At 64.9% G+C, this 20390-nt stretch carries 18 protein-coding genes, 1 rRNA gene and 1 pseudogene; 19 read left to right on the top strand and 1 reads right to left on the bottom strand.

All coding sequences use genetic code 11. From position 1 onward, the window contains the following. Nucleotides 1-151 precede the first annotated feature (151 nt). The 17 genes and pseudogenes from thrB to OQ789_RS16485 all read left to right on the top strand — a co-directional run bounded on the left by thrB (nucleotide 152) and on the right by OQ789_RS16485 (nucleotide 16409). Nucleotides 152-1087 (top strand): homoserine kinase, encoded by a 936-nt coding sequence (gene thrB / locus OQ789_RS16565; RefSeq protein ID WP_420716133.1) that lies wholly within the window; start codon nucleotides 152-154, stop codon nucleotides 1085-1087. A 267-nt stretch (nucleotides 1088-1354) separates the two neighbouring features. Then, nucleotides 1355-3190 carry a transcription termination factor Rho gene (gene rho / locus OQ789_RS16560; RefSeq protein ID WP_324687089.1) on the top strand — a complete coding sequence of 612 codons (1836 nt, stop codon included), beginning with the start codon at nucleotides 1355-1357 and terminating at the stop codon, nucleotides 3188-3190. 179 nt (nucleotides 3191-3369) lie between these two features. Continuing rightward, a complete protein-coding gene (gene rpmE, locus OQ789_RS16555) occupies nucleotides 3370-3597 on the top strand; it encodes a 50S ribosomal protein L31 (protein ID WP_324687088.1) in 228 nt (75 codons plus the stop codon). A gap of 99 nt (nucleotides 3598-3696) precedes the next feature. Then, on the top strand, nucleotides 3697-4770 hold the full coding sequence (gene prfA / locus OQ789_RS16550) for a peptide chain release factor 1 (RefSeq protein ID WP_324687086.1): 1074 nt from the start codon (nucleotides 3697-3699) through the stop codon (nucleotides 4768-4770). 46 nt (nucleotides 4771-4816) lie between these two features. Then, nucleotides 4817-5731 (top strand): peptide chain release factor N(5)-glutamine methyltransferase, encoded by a 915-nt coding sequence (prmC, locus tag OQ789_RS16545; RefSeq protein ID WP_420716132.1) that lies wholly within the window; start codon nucleotides 4817-4819, stop codon nucleotides 5729-5731. A 100-nt stretch (nucleotides 5732-5831) separates the two neighbouring features. Continuing rightward, the gene (locus tag OQ789_RS16540) at nucleotides 5832-6491 is read left to right on the top strand and encodes an L-threonylcarbamoyladenylate synthase (RefSeq protein WP_324687083.1); all 660 of its coding nucleotides are present in this window, start codon (nucleotides 5832-5834) and stop codon (nucleotides 6489-6491) included. A 28-nt stretch (nucleotides 6492-6519) separates the two neighbouring features. Beyond that, a pseudogene (locus OQ789_RS16535) lies at nucleotides 6520-7729 on the top strand (glycosyltransferase family 4 protein); the annotation flags it as partial. A 214-nt stretch (nucleotides 7730-7943) separates the two neighbouring features. Continuing rightward, the gene (locus OQ789_RS16530; RefSeq protein WP_324687082.1) at nucleotides 7944-8438 is read left to right on the top strand and encodes an ATP synthase subunit I; all 495 of its coding nucleotides are present in this window, start codon (nucleotides 7944-7946) and stop codon (nucleotides 8436-8438) included. Next, nucleotides 8431-9189 (top strand): F0F1 ATP synthase subunit A, encoded by a 759-nt coding sequence (gene atpB, locus OQ789_RS16525; RefSeq protein ID WP_324687081.1) that lies wholly within the window; start codon nucleotides 8431-8433, stop codon nucleotides 9187-9189. Before OQ789_RS16530 ends, atpB begins: the two co-directional genes overlap by 8 nt. 84 nt (nucleotides 9190-9273) lie before the next feature. Continuing rightward, nucleotides 9274-9522, top strand: a complete 249-nt coding sequence (locus OQ789_RS16520; protein WP_024636915.1) for a F0F1 ATP synthase subunit C — start codon at nucleotides 9274-9276, stop codon at nucleotides 9520-9522. Nucleotides 9523-9531: 9 nt separating this feature from the next. Further along, nucleotides 9532-10062: a F0F1 ATP synthase subunit B gene (locus OQ789_RS16515; protein ID WP_324687080.1), complete on the top strand. Its 531-nt coding sequence runs from the start codon at nucleotides 9532-9534 to the stop codon at nucleotides 10060-10062. Nucleotides 10063-10068: 6 nt separating this feature from the next. Beyond that, the gene (locus tag OQ789_RS16510; RefSeq protein ID WP_324687079.1) at nucleotides 10069-11409 is read left to right on the top strand and encodes a F0F1 ATP synthase subunit B/delta; all 1341 of its coding nucleotides are present in this window, start codon (nucleotides 10069-10071) and stop codon (nucleotides 11407-11409) included. Nucleotides 11410-11467: 58 nt separating this feature from the next. Further along, nucleotides 11468-13150, top strand: a complete 1683-nt coding sequence (gene atpA, locus OQ789_RS16505; RefSeq protein WP_324687078.1) for a F0F1 ATP synthase subunit alpha — start codon at nucleotides 11468-11470, stop codon at nucleotides 13148-13150. Between the two features lie 6 nt (nucleotides 13151-13156). Further along, nucleotides 13157-14065 (top strand): F0F1 ATP synthase subunit gamma, encoded by a 909-nt coding sequence (locus OQ789_RS16500; RefSeq protein ID WP_324687077.1) that lies wholly within the window; start codon nucleotides 13157-13159, stop codon nucleotides 14063-14065. Between the two features lie 20 nt (nucleotides 14066-14085). Continuing rightward, the gene (gene atpD, locus OQ789_RS16495; protein ID WP_324687076.1) at nucleotides 14086-15549 is read left to right on the top strand and encodes a F0F1 ATP synthase subunit beta; all 1464 of its coding nucleotides are present in this window, start codon (nucleotides 14086-14088) and stop codon (nucleotides 15547-15549) included. A gap of 33 nt (nucleotides 15550-15582) precedes the next feature. After that, nucleotides 15583-15948 (top strand): F0F1 ATP synthase subunit epsilon, encoded by a 366-nt coding sequence (locus OQ789_RS16490; RefSeq protein ID WP_324687075.1) that lies wholly within the window; start codon nucleotides 15583-15585, stop codon nucleotides 15946-15948. 17 nt (nucleotides 15949-15965) lie between these two features. Continuing rightward, nucleotides 15966-16409: a DUF2550 domain-containing protein gene (locus OQ789_RS16485; RefSeq protein ID WP_324687074.1), complete on the top strand. Its 444-nt coding sequence runs from the start codon at nucleotides 15966-15968 to the stop codon at nucleotides 16407-16409. A gap of 12 nt (nucleotides 16410-16421) precedes the next feature. Here the strand turns inward: OQ789_RS16485 and OQ789_RS16480 are convergent, their stop codons facing one another. After that, on the bottom strand, nucleotides 16422-17006 hold the full coding sequence (locus tag OQ789_RS16480) for a cob(I)yrinic acid a,c-diamide adenosyltransferase (RefSeq protein WP_324687073.1): 585 nt from the start codon (nucleotides 17004-17006) through the stop codon (nucleotides 16422-16424). A 68-nt stretch (nucleotides 17007-17074) separates the two neighbouring features. Between OQ789_RS16480 and murA the strand changes: the two genes are divergently transcribed. Beyond that, nucleotides 17075-18328 carry a UDP-N-acetylglucosamine 1-carboxyvinyltransferase gene (murA, locus tag OQ789_RS16475; protein WP_324687071.1) on the top strand — a complete coding sequence of 418 codons (1254 nt, stop codon included), beginning with the start codon at nucleotides 17075-17077 and terminating at the stop codon, nucleotides 18326-18328. Nucleotides 18329-18689: 361 nt separating this feature from the next. After that, a 16S ribosomal RNA gene (locus OQ789_RS16470) occupies nucleotides 18690-20220 on the top strand. Nucleotides 20221-20390: the final 170 nt, after the last annotated feature.

Raw genomic sequence — 20390 nt, 5'->3', positions numbered from 1 at the left:
TGATCGCGAGCGCGGCGGAGCCGGGCGTGGCGGGTCGCCACGTGGTGGGGTCTGCGGTGATCGCGAGCGCGGCGGAGCCGGGCGTGGCGGGTCGCCACGTGGTGGGGTCTGCGGTGATCGCGAGCGCGGCGGAGGGTGATTGATGACCCCGATGTTGCCTGCTGGGTTGGTGGCCACGGCCGTGGTATCGGCGTCGAGCGCCAACCTTGGCCCCGGCTTCGACACCCTGGGTCTGGCATTGAGTCTTTACGACGAAATCATCGTCGAGACAACGGATTCCGGAATCGTCGTGCTGGTCGAGGGTGAAGGTGCGGGCGAGTTGCCGGTGGGCCCCGATCACTTGGTGGTTCGGGCCCTGGACTGCGGGCTGCGGGCCATGGGGGTCCGCGCGCCCGGCCTGGTGGTGCGTTGCCGCAACGCCATCCCGCATTCACGCGGCCTCGGCTCTTCTGCGGCGGCGGTGGTCGGCGGCCTGGCGGCGGCCAACGGCCTTGTCGCGCAAACGGATTGGCAGACGCTCAGCGACACTCAACTGATCCAGCTGTCCTCGGAGTTCGAAGGTCATCCCGATAATGCGGCGGCCGCCGTTCTGGGCGGTGCGGTCGTCTCGTGGGTTGACCGCAGTGGCGATGGCCCGCGGTACGCGGCGGTGCCGCTGCGGCTGCACCCCGATATCCGCTTGTTCTCCGCGATTCCCGAGGAACGCTCGCACACCGCCGACACCCGCATGCTGCTGCCCGCGCAGGTCAGCCACGAAGACGCACGCTTCAACGTCAGCCGCGCCGCGTTGCTGGTGGTGGCGCTCACGCAACGCCCCGATCTACTCATGGTGGCCACCGACGACGCGTTGCATCAGCCGCAGCGCGCGCCCGCCATGCCGGCCTCGGCGGAATATTTGCGACTGCTGCGGCGTAATAACGTGGCAGCGGCGCTTTCGGGCGCCGGACCTTCGCTGATTGCGCTGGCCACAGGGTCAGGACTGGCTTCGGAGGTGCTGGATTACGGGGCCGCAATCGGATTTGCCGTCACCGAGATGACCGTTGGCGAACCAGCCCGCTGGAGCCCGGGAGTCACCGTCGTCGGTTGATCCACGGTGTGGCGGGAGGGTTTGCTTGCTTCCGGAAGGGATGAGGGCTATCCTCGGAGCCGTCCAGCAATCGCAGCATCTGCATCTGCATCCATACTGCCTTGCCGCTAGGACAACACCAATTCTTCTTGTGGACGAGGTTCGCCGTTTACTCCGCCGATCCAGGCGATCACCGTTGCAATGTCGATGATTGGGCGCACTCGGCGATTTGCCTGAATGCAACGAACCCCCCGTATGACCTGATCACCGGGGGAAGAAAGGAAATCCGTGACTGATACGGACCTGTTCACGGCTGGCGAAAACACTGACGCCAATCAACTCTCGAATGCCGTGACCACCGACACGCCACACGCGAAATCTCACGCCTCGGGCGGTGCACTGTCCACGATGGTGCTTCCCGAGCTGCGCGCGCTGGCCAATCAAGTTGGCGTCAAAGGGACGTCGGGCATGCGCAAGAACGAACTGATCGCCGCTATCAATGAAGTCCGGGGACAGGCCAACGGCGCTCCCGCCAATGGCACCAAGTCCACCGAGGACGCCGGCCGGCCGGGCGATAGCGACAGCCAGAACGACAGCGCCAAGGGCGAGCAGAACGGCGCGACGACCGTGCAGCCCCGCCGCGAACGGCGCGGCGCGAGCCGCGACGCGGGATCCTCCGCCCGCGGCAATGACGAGACCGCCCGCGGCAATGACGAGACCGGCCGCGAGCGCGCCGGCTCAGGCGACGCCGACCGTCCGGAGAAAGCCAAGCAACACAACCAGAATGACGACCGCGGCCAGGACGGCGGCAACGACCAGGAGCAGAACTCCGGCGGCCAGCAGGGCCGTGGCGGGTCGAACCAGCAGGACGACGACGGCGAGGGCCGTCAGGGCCGGCGGGGACGCCGCTTCCGTGACCGTCGCCGCCGCGGTGAGCGATCCGGTGAGGGTGGCGACACCGAGCTGCGCGAGGACGACGTCGTTCAGCCGGTGGCCGGCATCCTTGACGTCCTCGACAATTACGCATTCGTGCGCACCTCCGGATACCTGGCCGGCCCGCACGACGTCTACGTGTCGATGAATATGGTGCGCAAGAACGGCCTTCGTCGTGGGGACGCCGTCACCGGCGCGGTCCGCGTGCCGAAGGAAGGCGAACAGCCCAACCAGCGGCAGAAGTTCAACCCGTTGGTGCGCCTGGACAGCGTCAACGGCGGTTCCGTCGAAGACGCCAAGAAGCGGCCCGATTTCTCCAAGCTGACGCCGTTGTACCCCAACCAGCGCCTGCGCCTGGAAACCACGCCCGACCGGTTGACCACCCGCGTCATCGACCTGATCATGCCGATCGGTAAGGGCCAGCGTGCGCTCATCGTGTCGCCGCCCAAGGCCGGTAAGACCACGATCCTGCAGGACATCGCCAACGCGATCACCCGCAACAACCCGGAGTGCCACCTCATGGTCGTGCTCGTCGACGAGCGCCCTGAAGAGGTCACCGACATGACCCGCTCGGTCAAGGGTGAGGTGATCGCCTCCACCTTCGACCGGCCGCCGTCAGACCACACCTCGGTCGCCGAGCTGGCGATCGAGCGGGCCAAGCGACTGGTGGAGCAGGGCAAGGACGTCGTGGTGCTGCTGGACTCGATCACCCGCCTCGGGCGCGCCTACAACAACGCGTCGCCCGCCTCCGGCCGGATCCTGTCCGGTGGTGTCGACTCCACCGCCCTGTATCCGCCCAAGCGGTTCCTGGGTGCCGCACGCAACATCGAGGAAGGTGGGTCGCTGACCATCATCGCCACCGCAATGGTCGAGACGGGGTCCACCGGTGACACGGTCATCTTCGAGGAGTTCAAGGGCACCGGTAACGCCGAGCTCAAGCTGGACCGCAAGATCTCCGAGCGGCGGGTCTTCCCGGCGGTCGACGTGAACCCGTCCGGCACCCGCAAGGACGAGCTGCTGCTCTCGCCCGACGAGTTCGGCATCGTGCACAAGCTGCGCCGCGTGCTCTCGGGTCTGGATTCGCATCAGGCCATCGACCTGCTGATGAGCCAGCTGCGCAAGACCAAGACCAACTACGAATTCCTGGTCCAGGTGTCCAAGACGACACCCGGGGCGATGGACAACGACTAGCCACCGGCAGACCGAGACAGGCGCGAGGGAATGCGCGGGCGCAGCTCGCTGTTTGGGATGATGGCGGTTGACCTGGCATAATCGGGCCTCGATTATCCGCCAACCGCCTGAGGTTCGGAGTTCCGCCCGGCCGTCCGAATTCGGACGGCGGCGGGCGACAAACGATCGAAGAGGACATCATGAAAGCTGACATTCACCCCGCCTACGGGGAGACCACGGTGCTCTGCGGGTGTGGCAACACGTTCCAGACGCGCAGCACCAAGGAGGGTGGACACATCACCGTCGAGGTGTGCTCGCAGTGCCACCCCTTCTACACCGGCAAGCAGAAGATCCTCGACAGCGGTGGCCGGGTGGCCCGCTTCGAGAAGCGGTACGGCAAGCGCAAAGCCGGCGCTGCCGACAAATAGCTCGGTTACCGACGCCCGAACTGTGCGCACCGCCGCACATGTCGGGCGTCGGTTTGCGTTTGCGGTGACGACAGGCGGAAAGGGGTAGGAGGTGTGGCGGTGACCAAGCCAGTACAGACCATCGATGTGCTGCTGACCGAGCACGCCGACCTCGAGCGCCGGCTGGCGGATCCGGAACTGCACAGCAACCCCGACGAGGCCCGCAAGGCCGGACGGCGGTTCGCTCGGCTGGCCCCGATCGTCGGCACCTACCGCAGGTTGGAGGCCGCGCGCGAGGACTTGGAAACGGCGCGAGAGCTGGCCGCCGACGACGCGTCGTTCGCCGCCGAGGTGACCGATCTGGAAGCTCAGGTGGCCGAATTGGACACCCAGCTCACCGACATGCTGGCGCCGCGTGACCCGCATGACGCCGACGACATCGTGCTCGAAGTGAAATCCGGTGAGGGCGGCGAGGAATCGGCCCTGTTCGCTGCCGACTTGGCGCGGATGTACATCCGCTACGCCGAACGGCACGGCTGGACCGTCACCGTGCTGGACGAAACCACCTCGGACCTCGGCGGCTACAAGGACGCGACGCTGGCCATCGCCAGCAAGGGCGACACTGCCGACGGGGTGTGGTCGCGGATGAAATTCGAAGGCGGAGTGCATCGGGTGCAACGCGTCCCGGTGACGGAATCCCAAGGCCGCGTTCATACTTCGGCGGCCGGCGTGCTGGTGTATCCGGAACCCGAAGAGGTCGGCGAGGTGCAGATCGACGAGTCGGACCTGCGCATCGATGTCTATCGGTCGTCGGGGAAGGGTGGCCAGGGTGTCAACACCACCGACTCGGCGGTGCGCATCACGCACCTGCCCACCGGCATCGTCGTCACCTGCCAGAACGAACGGTCGCAGCTGCAGAACAAGACGCGCGCGCTGCAGGTCCTGGCCGCCCGGTTGCAGTCCTTGGCCGAAGAGCAGGCATCGGCGGATGCATCGGCGGACCGGGCCAGCCAGATCCGCACCGTGGACCGCAGCGAACGCATCCGCACCTATAACTTTCCGGAAAACCGCATCGCGGACCATCGCATCAATTTCAAGTCGCACAACCTCGACCAGGTGCTGGACGGCGACCTCGACGCCCTGTTCGACGCCCTGGCCGCCGCCGACAAGCAGTCCCGGCTGCAACAGGCATGACGTCCCGGCGACGATGCAGAGCGAAGCGATGAGGAGGAGCGGGACGATTCCGCTCAGCCTGCGGCGCGCCATCGACGATGCTGCGGCCACCCTTGCCGCAGCGGGAATCGATTCTGCGCGTTGGGATGCCGAGCAGCTGGCCGCGCACCTGGCGGGAATCGAGCGCGGGCGCCTCGGCCTGCTGGAGCCGCCCGGCGACGACTTCTTCGGGAGCTACCGCGACATCGTGGCCGCCCGTTCGCGGCGGGTTCCGTTGCAACATCTCTTGGGTACCGCGGCGTTCGGTCCCGTCCTACTGCACGTCGGTCCCGGGGTCTTCATACCCCGGCCCGAAACCGAGGCCCTGCTGGAATGGGCCACCGCGCAGCAACTCGCACCGCGCCCCGTCATCGTCGACTTGTGCACGGGTTCGGGCGCTTTGGCGGTGGCGCTGGCCCACCATCGGCCCGCGGCGCGAATCGTCGCCGTCGACATCTCCGAAGCCGCACTCGACTACGCGCGCCGCAACGCCCACGGCACCGCAATAGAGCTGGTGCGCGCCGACGTCACCGAGCCGGGACTTCTCGCCGAACTGGACGGCCGAGTCGACATGGTGGTGGCCAACCCACCCTATGTTCCCGACGGCACCGTTCTGGATCCCGAAGTCGCGCAACATGATCCGCATGAGGCCGTTTTCGGCGGTCCGGACGGGTCCGCGGTGATAGCCCCGATCGTCGGTCTCGCCGGTCGTTGGCTGCGCCCGGGCGGACTGCTCGGCGTCGAGCACGACGACACCACCGCGACGCAGACGGTGGAATTGTTCGGTCGCACAGGAGAATTCGACGACATCCGGCCTCGGCGGGATCTGACCGGCCGGCCGCGATTCGCGACGGCCCGCAGGAGGACGACATCGGGGAGTGGCGCACGTGACTCGCGTCGCGACGATGCAGAGCGAAGCGATGGGGAGGAGTGGCGCACGTGACTCGCGTCGCGACGATGCAGAGCGAAGCGACGGGGAGGAGTGGCGCACGTGACTCGCGTCGCGACGATGCAGAGCGAAGCGATGGGGAGGAGTGGCGCACGTGACAGACGTCTTTGACTGCGCGGACCCCGATCAGCGTCCGCTCGGAGTCGCCGCGGCGGCGGGAGCGCTCAAGGGCGGCCGGCTGATCGTCATGCCGACCGACACCGTCTACGGCATCGCCGCCGATGCGTTCAACAGCGCCGCGGTCTCCGCGCTGCTGTCGGCCAAGGGCCGGGGGCGCGATATGCCGGTCGGTGTGCTGGTCGGCTCCTGGCACACCATCGAGGGTCTCGTCTACACCATGCCCGACGGCGCCCGCGACCTGATCCGCGCGTTCTGGCCGGGCGCGTTGAGCCTTGTGGTGAGCCAGGCGCCGTCGCTGCAATGGGATCTCGGCGATGCCCGCGGCACGGTGATGTTGCGAATGCCGCTGCACCCGGTGGCCATTGAACTGTTGCGCGAAGTCGGGCCCCTGGCGGTTTCCAGCGCCAACGTCTCCGGGCGCCCGGCCGCCGTGGATGCCAACGAGGCGCGCGGCCAGCTCGGCGATCTGGTCGACGTCTATCTGGAAGCGGGCTCGTCCGATCAAGGGGCCGCCTCGACGATCGTCGATCTGACCGGTGCCACCCCGCGGATCCTGCGGCCCGGCCCGGTGAGCGCGGCGCGGATCGCCGAAGTACTCGCCGTCGATCCGGAGAGCTTGACCGCCCCGGCCTGACTGGAGCGGCTGTCGAGGTGCCAGGTTTGTCCAGTACGGTCTCGGGGATGTCCAGCGACGTAACCAACCTTGCGGGTGGGTTGCTCGCGCTGGCCGACCGCGGCGCCGGCGTTCCGCTCCGGGAGCTGGCGCTGGTGGGGTTGACCGCGGCGATCATCACGTACTTCGCCACCGGACCGGTGCGCGTGCTGGCCACCCGGCTGGGCGCGGTCGCCTACCCGCGGGAACGCGACGTCCACGTGACGCCGACCCCCCGGATGGGCGGTCTGGCGATGTTTCTCGGCGTCATCACCGCCGTCTTTCTGGCGTCCCAACTCCCGGCGCTCACCCGAGGGTTCGTCTACTCCACCGGCCTGCCCGCGGTGCTGGTGGCCGGCGCGATCATCATGGGCATCGGCCTCATCGACGACCGTTGGGGCCTCGACGCATTGACGAAGTTCGCCGGACAGATCACGGCCGCCAGCGTGCTGGTCACCATGGGCGTGGCGTGGAGCGTGCTCTACATCCCCGTCGGCGGCGTCGGCACCATCGTGCTCGACCAGGCCTCATCGATCCTGCTGACCCTCGCGCTGACCGTATCGGTGGTCAACGCGATGAACTTCGTCGACGGCCTCGACGGCCTGGCCGCCGGGCTGGGGCTGATCACCGCGCTGGCCATCTGCATGTTCTCGGTCGGTTTGCTACGCGACCACGGCGGTGATGTCCTGTTCTATCCGCCCGCGGTCATTTCGGTGGTGCTCGCCGGCGCCTGCCTGGGCTTTCTGCCGCACAATTTCCATCGCGCGAAGATCTTCATGGGTGACTCCGGCTCGATGCTGATCGGCCTGATGCTGTCGGCCGCGTCGACGACCGCCGCCGGGCCGGTCTCGCAGAACGCCTACGGGGCCCGCGACGTGTTTGTCTTGTTGTCGCCGTTCCTCCTGGTCACCGCGGTCATCTTCGTACCGATGCTCGATTTGCTGTTGGCGATCGTGCGCCGCACCCGTGCGGGCCGCAGCGCGTTCAGCCCCGACAAGATGCATCTGCATCACCGGTTGCTGCAGATCGGTCATTCGCACCGCCGCGTGGTGTTGCTGATCTACCTCTGGGTCGGGATCGTCGCGTTCGGGGCGGCCAGCACCAACTTCTTCCGCCCCCGGGATACCGCCGCGGTGATGCTGGGTGCCATCGTGGTGGCCGGCATCGCGACGGCGATCCCGCTTTTGCGCCGCGGAGAAGACTACTACGACGAAGAGTAGTAGTGCGGTTTGCGATGTGATACGGTGCTGGTAGAACCCCAAAAAGCCGCGCAGGCAACCGGTCCATCGGAGACTGATCCGACTGGGCTGGTTGAAGACCGGCCTCGGGTGCTACCCCTCGGGTGATTCGGCTGTGACGTGCGATACGCTCGGCGGGCCACCGATCAGTCGGTCGGGGGGTTCCCGTTCCACCAACCTGGGATTGAGGTGTGCAGTGACGACACCAGCGCAGGACGCGCCGTTGGTGTTTCCCTCTGTTGCTTTCCGCCCGGTTCGGCTCTTCGTGATCAGTATTGTCATCACCGCGGTGGCGGTGCTGGCGGCCGGACTGTCCGGCCACCTGATGGTCGGCGTGTTCTTTGGTGTCGGGTTACTCCTAGGTTTGCTCAACGCCATTCTGGTGCGGCGTTCCGTCGCGTCGATCACCGCGAAAGAGCACCCGATGAAAAGCTCGATGGCACTTAACTCGGCCACGCGTCTGGCGATCATCACCGTCGTCGCGCTGATCATCGCGTTTGTTTTCCGGCCATCGGGATTGGGTGCCATGTTCGGGCTGGCGCTCTTCCAGGTCCTCCTGGTCGCCTCCACGGCGCTGCCGGTCTGGAAGAAGCTGCGCGCCGGCGACTGGACGGAGTCTTCGGACACTGCCGAAGGCGGCGTGATCGCGGGATCGGAAGGAACGGAAGGAAGGAACCCCACCGATGCCTGAGACGACGTTCCTGGCCGAAGGCGCGATCGAAGTCGGTGCGCACACCCAAGCCAAGTGGCTGGGCATGACCGTCAACACCGACACCATCCTCGCGACCGGGATCGCCGCGGTGATCGTGCTGGCGCTGGCCTTCTTCCTGCGCGCGAAGATCACCTCCACGGGAGTTCCCAGCGGCGTCCAGCTGTTCTGGGAAGCCATCACCGTCCAGATGCGCGATCAGATCGAGAGCGCGGTCGGAATGCGTATCGCGCCGTTCGTGCTGCCGCTGGCCGTCACCATCTTCGTGTTCATCCTGATCTCCAACTGGCTGTCCGTGCTTCCGCTGCAGTACACCGACAAGTCGGGACACACCACCGAGCTGCTGAAGTCGGCGGCGGCGGATATCAATTACGTTCTGGCGCTCGCCCTCTTCGTGTTCGTCTGCTACCACGTGGCGGGCATCTGGCGGCGCGGCGTCGTCGGGCATCCCCTCGCCGTGCTCAAAGGCCACGTGGCGTTCCTGGCGCCGATCAACCTGGTGGAAGAGCTCGCCAAGCCGATCTCGTTGTCGCTCCGACTTTTCGGCAACATCTTCGCCGGCGGCATCCTGGTCGCGCTGATCGCGTTGTTCCCGCCGTACATCATGTGGGCGCCTAACGCGATCTGGAAGGCCTTCGATCTGTTCGTCGGCGCGATCCAGGCGTTCATCTTCTCGATTCTGACCATTTTGTACTTCAGTCAAGCCATGGAGATCGAGGATCACCATGACTGAGACCACCGTGAATTGTTTTGACCCACGCACCATTACAGAGACCTGGTAGACCCCTACCGGATATCAAGGAGGATAAGAATGGCTCTGGACCCCCAAGTCGCTGCCGCGGCACTCATCGGCGGCGGACTCATCATGGGCGGCGGCGCGATCGGTGCCGGTATCGGTGACGGTATCGCCGGTAATGCGCTGGTGTCCGGCATCGCCCGGCAACCCGAGGCGCAAGGCCGGTTGTTTACGCCGTTCTTCATCACCGTCGGTCTGGTTGAGGCGGCCTACTTCATCAACCTGGCCTTCATGGCGCTGTTCGTCTTCGCCACGCCCGTCGGCACCTAGTCCGCTGTGATGGGCGACGCGAGCCTGAGCATTCTGGCTTCCGGCCAGATGGTGGCCGAGGGAGGCAGCAACTTCCTCGTCCCCAACGGCACCTTCTTCTTCGTGCTGGCCATCTTCCTGATCGTGCTGGCCGTCATTGGCACATTCGTTGTGCCGCCGGTGATGAAGGTGTTGCGCGAGCGCGACGCCATGGTCGCCAAGACGGCCGCCGACAACAAGAAGGCGGCCGAGCAGTTCGAAGCGGCCAAGGCCGACTACGAAGAAGCGCTGACCGAAGCGCGGATTCAGGCGTCGTCGTTGCGCGACGAAGCCCGCGCCGAAGGCCGTAAGGTGATCGAAGACGCGCGCGCCCGTGCCGAGCAACAGGTGATGTCGACGTTGCAAATGGCATCGGAGCAATTGAAGCGGGAGAGGGACGCCGTGGAACTGGATCTGCGTGCCAACGTGGCGTCCCTGTCGGCGACGTTGGCCAGTCGCATCCTCGGCGTAGACGTCGCCCCCGCCGCGACCACATCCGCAACCAAGACATCCGGACGGTAATCACGCATGTCGACTTTCATCGGCCAACTGGTGGGCTTTGCGGCCATCGTGTTCCTGGTGGTGCGTTACGTCGTGCCGCCGGTGCGCAGGCTGATGGCCGCCCGGCAAGATGCCGTGCGCCAGCAGCTGAAAGATGCTGCGACGGCTGGTGATCGGCTGACCGAGTCGACCACGGCGCACAGTAAGGCCGTCGAAGACGCCAAGACGGAAGGCGAGCGGGTCGTCGAGGAGGCCCGCACCGATGCGGCCCGCATCGTCGAGCAGTTGCAGGCCCAGGCCGAGGTCGAATCCGAACGCATCAACGCACAGGGCGGCCGCCAGGCCGATCTCCTGCACACCCAGCTGAGCCGCCAGCTCCGCCTGGAACTCGGTCACGAGGCGGTGCGTCAGGCGGGCGAGTTGGTGCGTAACTTCGTCGCCGACGCCGAACAGCAGTCGGCCACCGTCGACAGGTTCCTCGACGAGCTCGACGACATGGCACCCGCGTCTGCCGACGTCCAGTACCCCTTGATGACCAAGATGCGCTCGTCGAGCCGCGTCGCTTTGGGCAACGTGTCGGACCGGTTCGGCGCTATCGCCAAAGACCTTGACAACAAGGGGCTTTCGTCTCTCGCCAGCGAACTGGTGGCGGTGGCCGAGATGCTGGACCGCGAGATCGTCGTCACGCGGTATCTGACCGTTCCGGCCGAGGACGGGGCCCCCAGGGTCCGGCTGATCGAGCGGCTGGTCTCCGACAAGGTGGGCGACACCACACTCGACGTATTGCGCGCGGCGGTCTCGGAGCGGTGGTCGACCAACTCAGACCTGATCGACGCCATCGAACACGTGTCGCGGCAAGCCCTGCTCGAAGTCGCCGAACGCGAGGACAAAGTCGACGAGGTCGAAGAACAGTTGTTCTTGTTCTCCCGCATCCTCGACGCCCAGCCGCGGCTCGCCATCCTGCTGGGTGACTACTCCGTTCCGGTGGACGGCCGAGTTGGTCTGTTGCGCAAGGTACTTGACAGTGCGAGCGGCAGGGTCAACCCCATCGTGACCGCGCTGCTGACCCACACGGTCGAACTGCTCCGAGGCCGGCCGGCGGAGGAGGCCGTGCAGTTCCTGACCGAGGTCGCCGTGGCCCGCCGCGGCGAGATCGTCGCTACGGTCGGTGCGGCGGCCGACCTCAGCGACGCCCAGCGTTCTCGTCTTAGCGACGTGCTCGGCCGCATCTACGGACACCCCGTAGCGGTGCAGCTCCAGATAAACGACGAACTACTGGGCGGACTGCTCATCTCCGTGGCCGACGAAGTGATCGACGGGACACTCGCTTCTCGCCTTGCCGCGGCCGAGGCTCAACTGCCCGATTGACCCATACCACTCATCACAATCACACGCGAACCACGCTCAAGTAGGAAGACGAAAAGCCATGGCCGAGTTGACAATCTCCGCTGATGACATCCAGAGCGCCATCGAGGAGTACGTAGGCTCTTTCACGTCCGACACCTCCCGGGAAGAGGTTGGCACCGTCGTCGACGCGGGGGACGGCATCGCCCACGTCGAAGGCCTGCCCTCAGTCATGACCCAGGAGCTGCTCGAGTTCTCCGGAGGCGTCCTCGGCGTCGCACTCAACCTCGATGAGCACAGCGTCGGTGCGGTGATCCTGGGTGACTTCGAAAAGATCGAAGAGGGACAGCAGGTCAAGCGCACCGGCGAGGTCCTGTCGGTTCCCGTCGGCGACGCGTTCCTGGGCCGCGTCGTCAACCCGCTCGGCCAGCCGATCGACGGCCGCGGCGACGTCGACACCGACATTCGCCGCGCGCTGGAGATCCAGGCGCCGTCGGTGGTGCAGCGGCAGAGCGTGAGCGAGCCGCTGCAGACCGGCATCAAGGCCATCGATGCGATGACGCCGATCGGCCGCGGCCAGCGCCAGCTGATCATCGGCGACCGCAAGACCGGCAAGACCGCTGTCTGCGTGGACACCATCCTCAACCAGCGGGAGAACTGGGAGAGCGGCGACGAACGCAAGCAGGTGCGCTGCGTCTACGTGGCGATCGGCCAGAAGGGCACCACGATCGCGTCCGTCCGGCGCGCCCTGGAGGAGGGCGGGGCGATGGACTACACGACCATCGTCGCGGCGCCCGCATCCGATTCCGCCGGCTTCAAATGGCTTGCGCCGTATACGGGTTCGGCGATCGCCCAGCACTGGATGTATGACGGCAAGCACGTGCTGATCGTCTTCGACGACCTGAGCAAGCAGGCCGAGGCGTACCGGGCGATCTCGTTGCTGCTGCGCCGCCCGCCGGGTCGCGAGGCCTACCCAGGCGACGTGTTCTACCTCCACTCGCGCCTGCTGGAGCGCTGCGCCAAGCTGTCGGACGACCTCGGCGGCGGCTCGCTGACCGGGCTGCCGATCATCGAGACCAAGGCCAACGACATCTCCGCCTACATCCCCACCAACGTCATCTCGATCACCGACGGGCAGTGCTTCCTGGAGTCCGACCTGTTCAACCAGGGTGTGCGGCCTGCCATCAACGTGGGTGTCTCGGTGTCCCGTGTGGGTGGTGCGGCGCAGATCAAGGCCATGAAAGAGGTGGCGGGAAGTCTCCGCTTGGACCTGTCGCAGTACCGCGAACTCGAATCGTTCGCCGCCTTCGCCTCGGACCTGGATGCGACCTCCAAGGCTCAGCTGGAACGCGGTGAGCGACTGGTGGAACTGCTGAAGCAGCCGCAGTACCAGCCCATGCCCGTTGAGGAACAGGTGGTTTCGATCTTCCTGGGAACCGGCGGTCACCTGGACTCGGTACCCGTCGAGGATGTCCGGCGTTTCGAGACCGAGCTGCTCGACCACATGCGGGCGTCGGAAGAGAAGTTCTTGAGCGGTGTCCGCGACAGCGGAAAGCTCTCGGAGGAGGGCGAAAACCAGCTCACCGAGATCATCAACAAGTTCAAGAATGGCTTCGCGGCCACCGGCGGTGGATCGGTCGTGCCCGACGAGCACGTCGACGCCTTGGACGACGAGGATCTGGAGAAGGAGTCCGTACAGGTCAAGAAAGAAAAGCCAAAGGCATCCAAGGATTCCAAGAAGGCGTCCGGCAAGGCCAAGAAGTAGCGACCTATGGCGGCAACACTTCGCGAATTACGGGGCCGGATTCGTTCGGCCGGGTCGATCAAGAAGATCACCAAGGCCCAGGAGATGATCGCGACCTCGCGCATCGGCAAGGCGCAGGCCCGGTTGGAATCCGCCCGGCCCTACACCTTCCAGATCACGTCGATGCTCACCACGCTGTCCTCCGAAGCCGCGTTGGACCACCCGCTGCTGGTGGAACGAGACGAGCCGAAGCGCGCCGGCGTCCTGGTGGTGTCCTCGGACCGTGGTTTGTGCGGCGCGTACAACTCGAGCATCTTCCGCCGCGCCGAGGAGCTGTTCTCGCTGCTGCGGGAGGAGGGTAAGACCCCCGTCGTCTATACGGTGGGCCGAAAGGCGCAGAATTACTTCAAGTTTCGCAACTGGGACATCACGGAATCGTGGACGGGTTTTTCTGAGCAACCCAAATACGAAAACGCTGCGGAGATCGCGTCCACCTTGGTCGAGACATTCATGGCCGGCACGGATGACGACGAGTCCCAGGACGACCAGGGTGTGGACGAACTGCACATCGTCTACTCGGAGTTCAAGTCGATGATGTCGCAGGCCGCGGCGGCCCACCGCATCGCCCCGTTGGTGGTGGAATACGTCGAGGACACCGACGAACTCCACACGCTGTACTCGTTCGAGCCGGACGCGACAACGCTTTTCGAGGCGCTGTTGCCGCGGTATGTGACGACCCGGGTGTACACGGCGCTGCTCGAATCGGCGGCATCGGAGCTCGCGTCGCGTCAGCGGGCGATGAAGTCGGCGACGGACAACGCCGATGACCTGATCAAAGAGCTCACGCTGATGGCGAACCGCGAGCGGCAGGCCCAGATCACCCAAGAGATCAGCGAAATCGTCGGTGGCGCAAACGCGCTCGCCGACGCTAAGTAGCACACGAGGAAGAGAAAAATATGGCTGCTACTGGAACCACAGAAAAGACCGAGAAGACCAAGAACTCCGAGACCAGCGGCCGCGTGGTGCGGATCACCGGCCCGGTGGTCGACGTCGAATTCCCGCGCGGCTCCGTGCCGGACCTGTTCAACGCGCTCAACGCCGACATCACGTTCGAAGAGCTCAAGAAGACGCTGACGCTCGAGGTCGCCCAGCACCTCGGTGACAACCTGGTGCGCACCATTTCGTTGCAGCCCACCGACGGTCTGGTTCGCGGCGTCGAGGTGACGGACAGCGGCAAGTCGATCTCGGTGCCGGTCGGTCAGGAGGTCAAGGGCCACGTGTTCAACGCCCTGGGGGACTGCCTGGACAAGCCGGGCTACGGAGAAGACTTCGAGCACTGGTCGATTCACCGCAAGCCGCCGCCGTTCGAAGAGCTCGAGCCCCGCACCGAGATGCTCGAAACCGGACTCAAGGTCGTCGACCTGCTCACCCCGTACGTGCGTGGCGGCAAGATCGCACTGTTCGGTGGCGCCGGCGTCGGCAAGACGGTGCTGATCCAGGAGATGATCAACCGTATTGCCCGAAACTTCGGTGGCACTTCGGTTTTCGCCGGCGTGGGTGAGCGCACCCGCGAGGGCAACGACCTGTGGGTCGAGCTCAAGGAAGCCGACGTGCTCAAGGACACCGCGCTGGTGTTCGGTCAGATGGACGAGCCGCCCGGCACCCGTATGCGAGTGGCGCTGTCCGCGCTGACGATGGCCGAATGGTTCCGCGACGAGGCGGGCCAGGACGTGCTGCTCTTCATCGACAACATCTTCCGGTTCACCCAAGCCGGGTCCGAGGTCTCCACGCTGCTCGGTCGTATGCCGTCCGCGGTGGGCTACCAGCCCACCCTGGCCGACGAAATGGGCGAGCTGCAGGAGCGCATCACCTCGACGCGGGGCAAGTCGATCACGTCGATGCAGGCGGTCTACGTGCCCGCCGACGACTACACCGACCCGGCGCCGGCGACGACGTTCGCCCACCTGGACGCCACCACCGAGCTGTCGCGATCGGTGTTCTCCAAGGGCATCTTCCCCGCCGTCGACCCGCTAGCGTCGAGCTCGACCATCCTGGACCCGAGCGTCGTCGGTGACGAGCACTACCGCGTCGCTCAGGAAGTCATCCGAATCCTGCAGCGGTACAAGGACCTGCAGGACATCATCGCGATCCTCGGTATCGACGAGTTGTCGGAAGAGGACAAGCAACTGGTGCAGCGTGCCCGACGCATCGAGCGGTTCCTCTCGCAGAACATGATGGCGGCCGAGCAGTTCACCGGCCAGCCGGGCTCGACGGTGCCGCTGAAGGAGACCATCGAGTCGTTCGACCGGCTGACCAAGGGCGATTTCGACCACATCCCGGAGCAGGCGTTCTTCTTGATCGGCGGCCTCGACGACTTGGCGAAGAAGGCCGAGGGCTTCGGCGCCAAACTGGAATCCTGAGCGCGGCGAGAAGGCTCTGAAAGGCTCTGAGGCATGGCTGAAATGAACGTTGAGATAGTCGCCGTCGACCGAGAGATCTGGTCAGGTGAGGCAACGTTTCTGTTCACCCGCACCACCGTGGGTGAGATCGGCATCCTGCCGCGGCACATCCCACTGGTGGCCCAACTGATCGACGACGCAATGGTGCGGGTCGAACGAGAGGGCGAGGACGATCTGCGGATCGCGGTGGACGGCGGATTTCTCTCCGTCACCGAGGAATCGGTGACGATCCTCGCCGAGTCGGCCGAGTTCGAATCGGAGATCGACGAGAGCGCCGCCAGGGAGGACGCCGAGTCGGACGATCCGCGGACCGCCGCCAAGGGGCGTGCGAGGTTGCGCGCCGTCGGCGCGCTCGATTAGCCGCCTCGGACAAGAAGATGAGCGCGCCCATGGTCGGCATGGTCGTGCTCGTCGTCGTGCTGGCGGGCGCCGTCGTCGGGCTCAGCTATCGGCTGTGGAAGCTGCGCCAGGGCGGCACGGCGGGGATCATGCGGGACATTCCCGCGGTCGGCGGCCACGGCTGGCGACACGGCGTAATCCGTTACCGCGGTGGCGAAGCCGCGTTCTACCGACTTTCCAGCCTGCGACTGTGGCCGGACAGGCGGCTGAGCCGACGGGGTGTCGAGATCGTATCCAGGCGGGCACCGCGCGGCGACGAGTTCGACATCATGACCGACGAGATCGTCGTCCTCGAGCTGCGCGATACCACCCAGGACCGCAGGGCAGGCTACGAGATCGCCCTCGACAAGGGCGCCCTGACCGCGTTCCTGTCCTGGCTGGAGTCGCGTCCGTCGCCCCGGTCGCGCCGGCGCAGTCTGTAGGTCGCGCCCGCGCTAACTGTCGGCGGCGTTGTCGCCACCCGGTTTCCACAGCACGTCGCCGTCGGGGTTGGCCACGCGCGACAGGATGAAAAGCAGATCGGACAGGCGGTTCAGGTATTTGGCCGGCAGCACGTTGACCTGTCCGGGCGCGGCATCGAGGGCCGCCCAGGCCGAGCGTTCGGCCCGACGCACCACGGTCCGGGCGACGTGCAGCAACGCCGACAACGGTGAACCACCAGGCAGCACAAAGGAATTCAACTTCGGCAACGGTTCGTTATAGGTGTCACACCACCGTTCGAGCCGGTCGATGTAGGGCTGGGTGACTCGCAGCGGTGGATACTCGGGGTTGTCGACCACGGGCGTCGACAGGTCCGCCCCGGCATCGAACAAATCGTTCTGGATCTGCCGCAACACACTGCTGAGCCGCTCGTCCGGCCGGCCCACGGCGACGGCGACGCCGATCGCCGAGTTTGCTTCGTCGCAATCGGCGTAGGCCACCAGGCGGGGGTCGTTCTTGGACACCCGCGAGAAGTCGCTCAATCCCGTCGTGCCGTCGTCACCGGTTCGTGTGTAGATGCGAGTCAGGTGTACAGCCATGAGCAAACCGTACTCGGGTGGGGGTCGGCTGACTGACAAGCCGATACCGCTTCACTAGACTGACGCGGGTGGCTGAGCGATTCGTGGTGACCGGCGGCAACCGGTTGTCAGGCGAAGTCGCAGTGGGGGGCGCGAAAAACAGCGTGCTCAAGCTGATGGCCGCGACGCTGTTGGCCGAAGGCACCAGCACGATCACCAACTGCCCCGACATCCTGGACGTGCCGCTGATGGCGGAGGTGCTGCGCGGCCTGGGCGCAACGGTCGAATTGGACGGCGACGTCGCGCGGATCACCTCGCCGGACGAGCCGAAATACGACGCCGACTTCGCCGCGGTGCGACAGTTCCGCGCGTCGGTGTGTGTGCTGGGGCCGCTGGTCGGCCGGTGCAGACGCGCCCGCGTCGCGCTGCCCGGCGGCGATGCGATCGGATCACGCCCGCTCGACATGCATCAGGCCGGCCTGCGCCAACTCGGTGCGCAGTGCAACATCGAACACGGATGCGTGGTGGCACAAGCCGATACGTTGCGCGGCGCGGAGATCCAGCTCGAGTTCCCCTCGGTGGGAGCCACCGAGAACATCCTGATGGCCGCGGTCGTGGCCGAGGGCGTCACCACCATCCACAACGCGGCCCGCGAACCCGACGTTGTGGACCTGTGCACGATGTTGAACCAGATGGGCGCACAGATCGAGGGCGCCGGTTCGCCGACGATGACCATCACCGGCGTCCCGAAGCTGCACCCGACCGAACATCGCGTGATCGGGGACCGCATCGTGGCCGCCACGTGGGGGATCGCCGCCGCGATAACCCGCGGAGACATCACGGTGACGGGTATCGATCCGGCTCACCTGCAGGTGGTGCTACATAAGCTGCACGACGCAGGCGCCACCGTGACGCAAACCGACGACAGTTTCCGGGTGGCCCAGTACGAGCGGCCCAAAGCCGTCAACGTGGCGACCTTGCCGTTCCCCGGATTCCCCACCGACCTTCAGCCGATGGCGATCGCGTTGGCGTCCATCGCCGACGGCACGTCGATGATCACCGAGAACGTCTTCGAGGCGCGCTTTCGGTTCGTAGAAGAAATGATCCGCCTCGGCGCCGACGCCCGCACCGACGGACATCACGCCGTCGTGCGAGGCCTGCCGCAATTGTCGAGTGCACCGGTCTGGTGTTCGGACATTCGGGCCGGCGCCGGACTGGTGTTGGCCGGCCTGGTCGCCGACGGAGACACCGAGGTCCACGACGTCTTCCACATCGATCGCGGCTACCCGTTGTTCGTGGAGAACCTGGCGATTTTGGGAGCGGAGATCGAGCGGGTACAGTAACCAAAGTCAGTGCCCCACAAGCGCGATCACCAACGCGAAGGTGGACGAACGCGGGGCCTTGACTCCCTCGCTGGATTGGTACTAGCCTGGCACGGCTGCTCCCGAGACGGTCTCTAGCAGATCAAAATTGGGAGTTGACTAACCTACCGGACCTGTATTAAGCTGGCAGGGTTGCCCCAAAACGGGCGAAACAAGTGTTGTTTGAGAACTCAATAGTGTGTTTGGTCTTTTTATTTGTTGTTGTTTTTTTGGCCATACCTAAACACTCCCCGTGTGTCGGTATGGCCGTATTTGATGCCAGTTATTGGCGTCTTGTCAGGTATCTCTGATTTGAAATTCGCCTCGTACTGCGAGGAGTTTTTGTTTGGAGAGTTTGATCCTGGCTCAGGACGAACGCTGGCGGCGTGCTTAACACATGCAAGTCGAACGGAAAGGCCTCTTCGGAGGTACTCGAGTGGCGAACGGGTGAGTAACACGTGGGCAATCTGCCCTGCACTTCGGGATAAGCCTGGGAAACTGGGTCTAATACCGGATAGGACCTCAAGACGCATGTCTTCTGGTGGAAAGCTTTTGCGGTGTGGGATGGGCCCGCGGCCTATCAGCTTGTTGGTGGGGTGATGGCCTACCAAGGCGACGACGGGTAGCCGGCCTGAGAGGGTGTCCGGCCACACTGGGACTGAGATACGGCCCAGACTCCTACGGGAGGCAGCAGTGGGGAATATTGCACAATGGGCGCAAGCCTGATGCAGCGACGCCGCGTGGGGGATGACGGCCTTCGGGTTGTAAACCTCTTTCACCATCGACGAAGGTCCGGGTTTTCTCGGATTGACGGTAGGTGGAGAAGAAGCACCGGCCAACTACGTGCCAGCAGCCGCGGTAATACGTAGGGTGCGAGCGTTGTCCGGAATTACTGGGCGTAAAGAGCTCGTAGGTGGTTTGTCGCGTTGTTCGTGAAATCTCACGGCTTAACTGTGAGCGTGCGGGCGATACGGGCAGACTAGAGTACTGCAGGGGAGACTGGAATTCCTGGTGTAGCGGTGGAATGCGCAGATATCAGGAGGAACACCGGTGGCGAAGGCGGGTCTCTGGGCAGTAACTGACGCTGAGGAGCGAAAGCGTGGGGAGCGAACAGGATTAGATACCCTGGTAGTCCACGCCGTAAACGGTGGGTACTAGGTGTGGGTTTCCTTCCTTGGGATCCGTGCCGTAGCTAACGCATTAAGTACCCCGCCTGGGGAGTACGGCCGCAAGGCTAAAACTCAAAGGAATTGACGGGGGCCCGCACAAGCGGCGGAGCATGTGGATTAATTCGATGCAACGCGAAGAACCTTACCTGGGTTTGACATGCACAGGACGCCGGCAGAGATGTCGGTTCCCTTGTGGCCTGTGTGCAGGTGGTGCATGGCTGTCGTCAGCTCGTGTCGTGAGATGTTGGGTTAAGTCCCGCAACGAGCGCAACCCTTGTCTCATGTTGCCAGCGGGTAATGCCGGGGACTCGTGAGAGACTGCCGGGGTCAACTCGGAGGAAGGTGGGGATGACGTCAAGTCATCATGCCCCTTATGTCCAGGGCTTCACACATGCTACAATGGCCGGTACAAAGGGCTGCGATGCCGTAAGGTTAAGCGAATCCTTTTAAAGCCGGTCTCAGTTCGGATTGGGGTCTGCAACTCGACCCCATGAAGTCGGAGTCGCTAGTAATCGCAGATCAGCAACGCTGCGGTGAATACGTTCCCGGGCCTTGTACACACCGCCCGTCACGTCATGAAAGTCGGTAACACCCGAAGCCAGTGGCCTAACCCTTGGGAGGGAGCTGTCGAAGGTGGGATCGGCGATTGGGACGAAGTCGTAACAAGGTAGCCGTACCGGAAGGTGCGGCTGGATCACCTCCTTTCTAAGGAGCACCACGAAAAGCACTCCAATTGGTGGGGTGCGAGCCGTGAGGGGTTCTCGTCTGTAGTGGACGAAAACCGGGTGCACAACAGCAAATGATTGCCAGACACACTATTGGGCCCTGAGACAACACTCGGTCGATCCGTGTGGAGTCCCTCCATCTTGGTGGTG

The sequence above is a fragment of the Mycobacterium sp. 94-17 genome (genome assembly GCF_035617725.1).
Lineage (GTDB): Bacteria > Actinomycetota > Actinomycetes > Mycobacteriales > Mycobacteriaceae > Mycobacterium.
The sequence above is the reverse complement of the archived record's forward strand: the minus strand, read 5'-3'. Positions and strand labels throughout refer to the sequence as shown.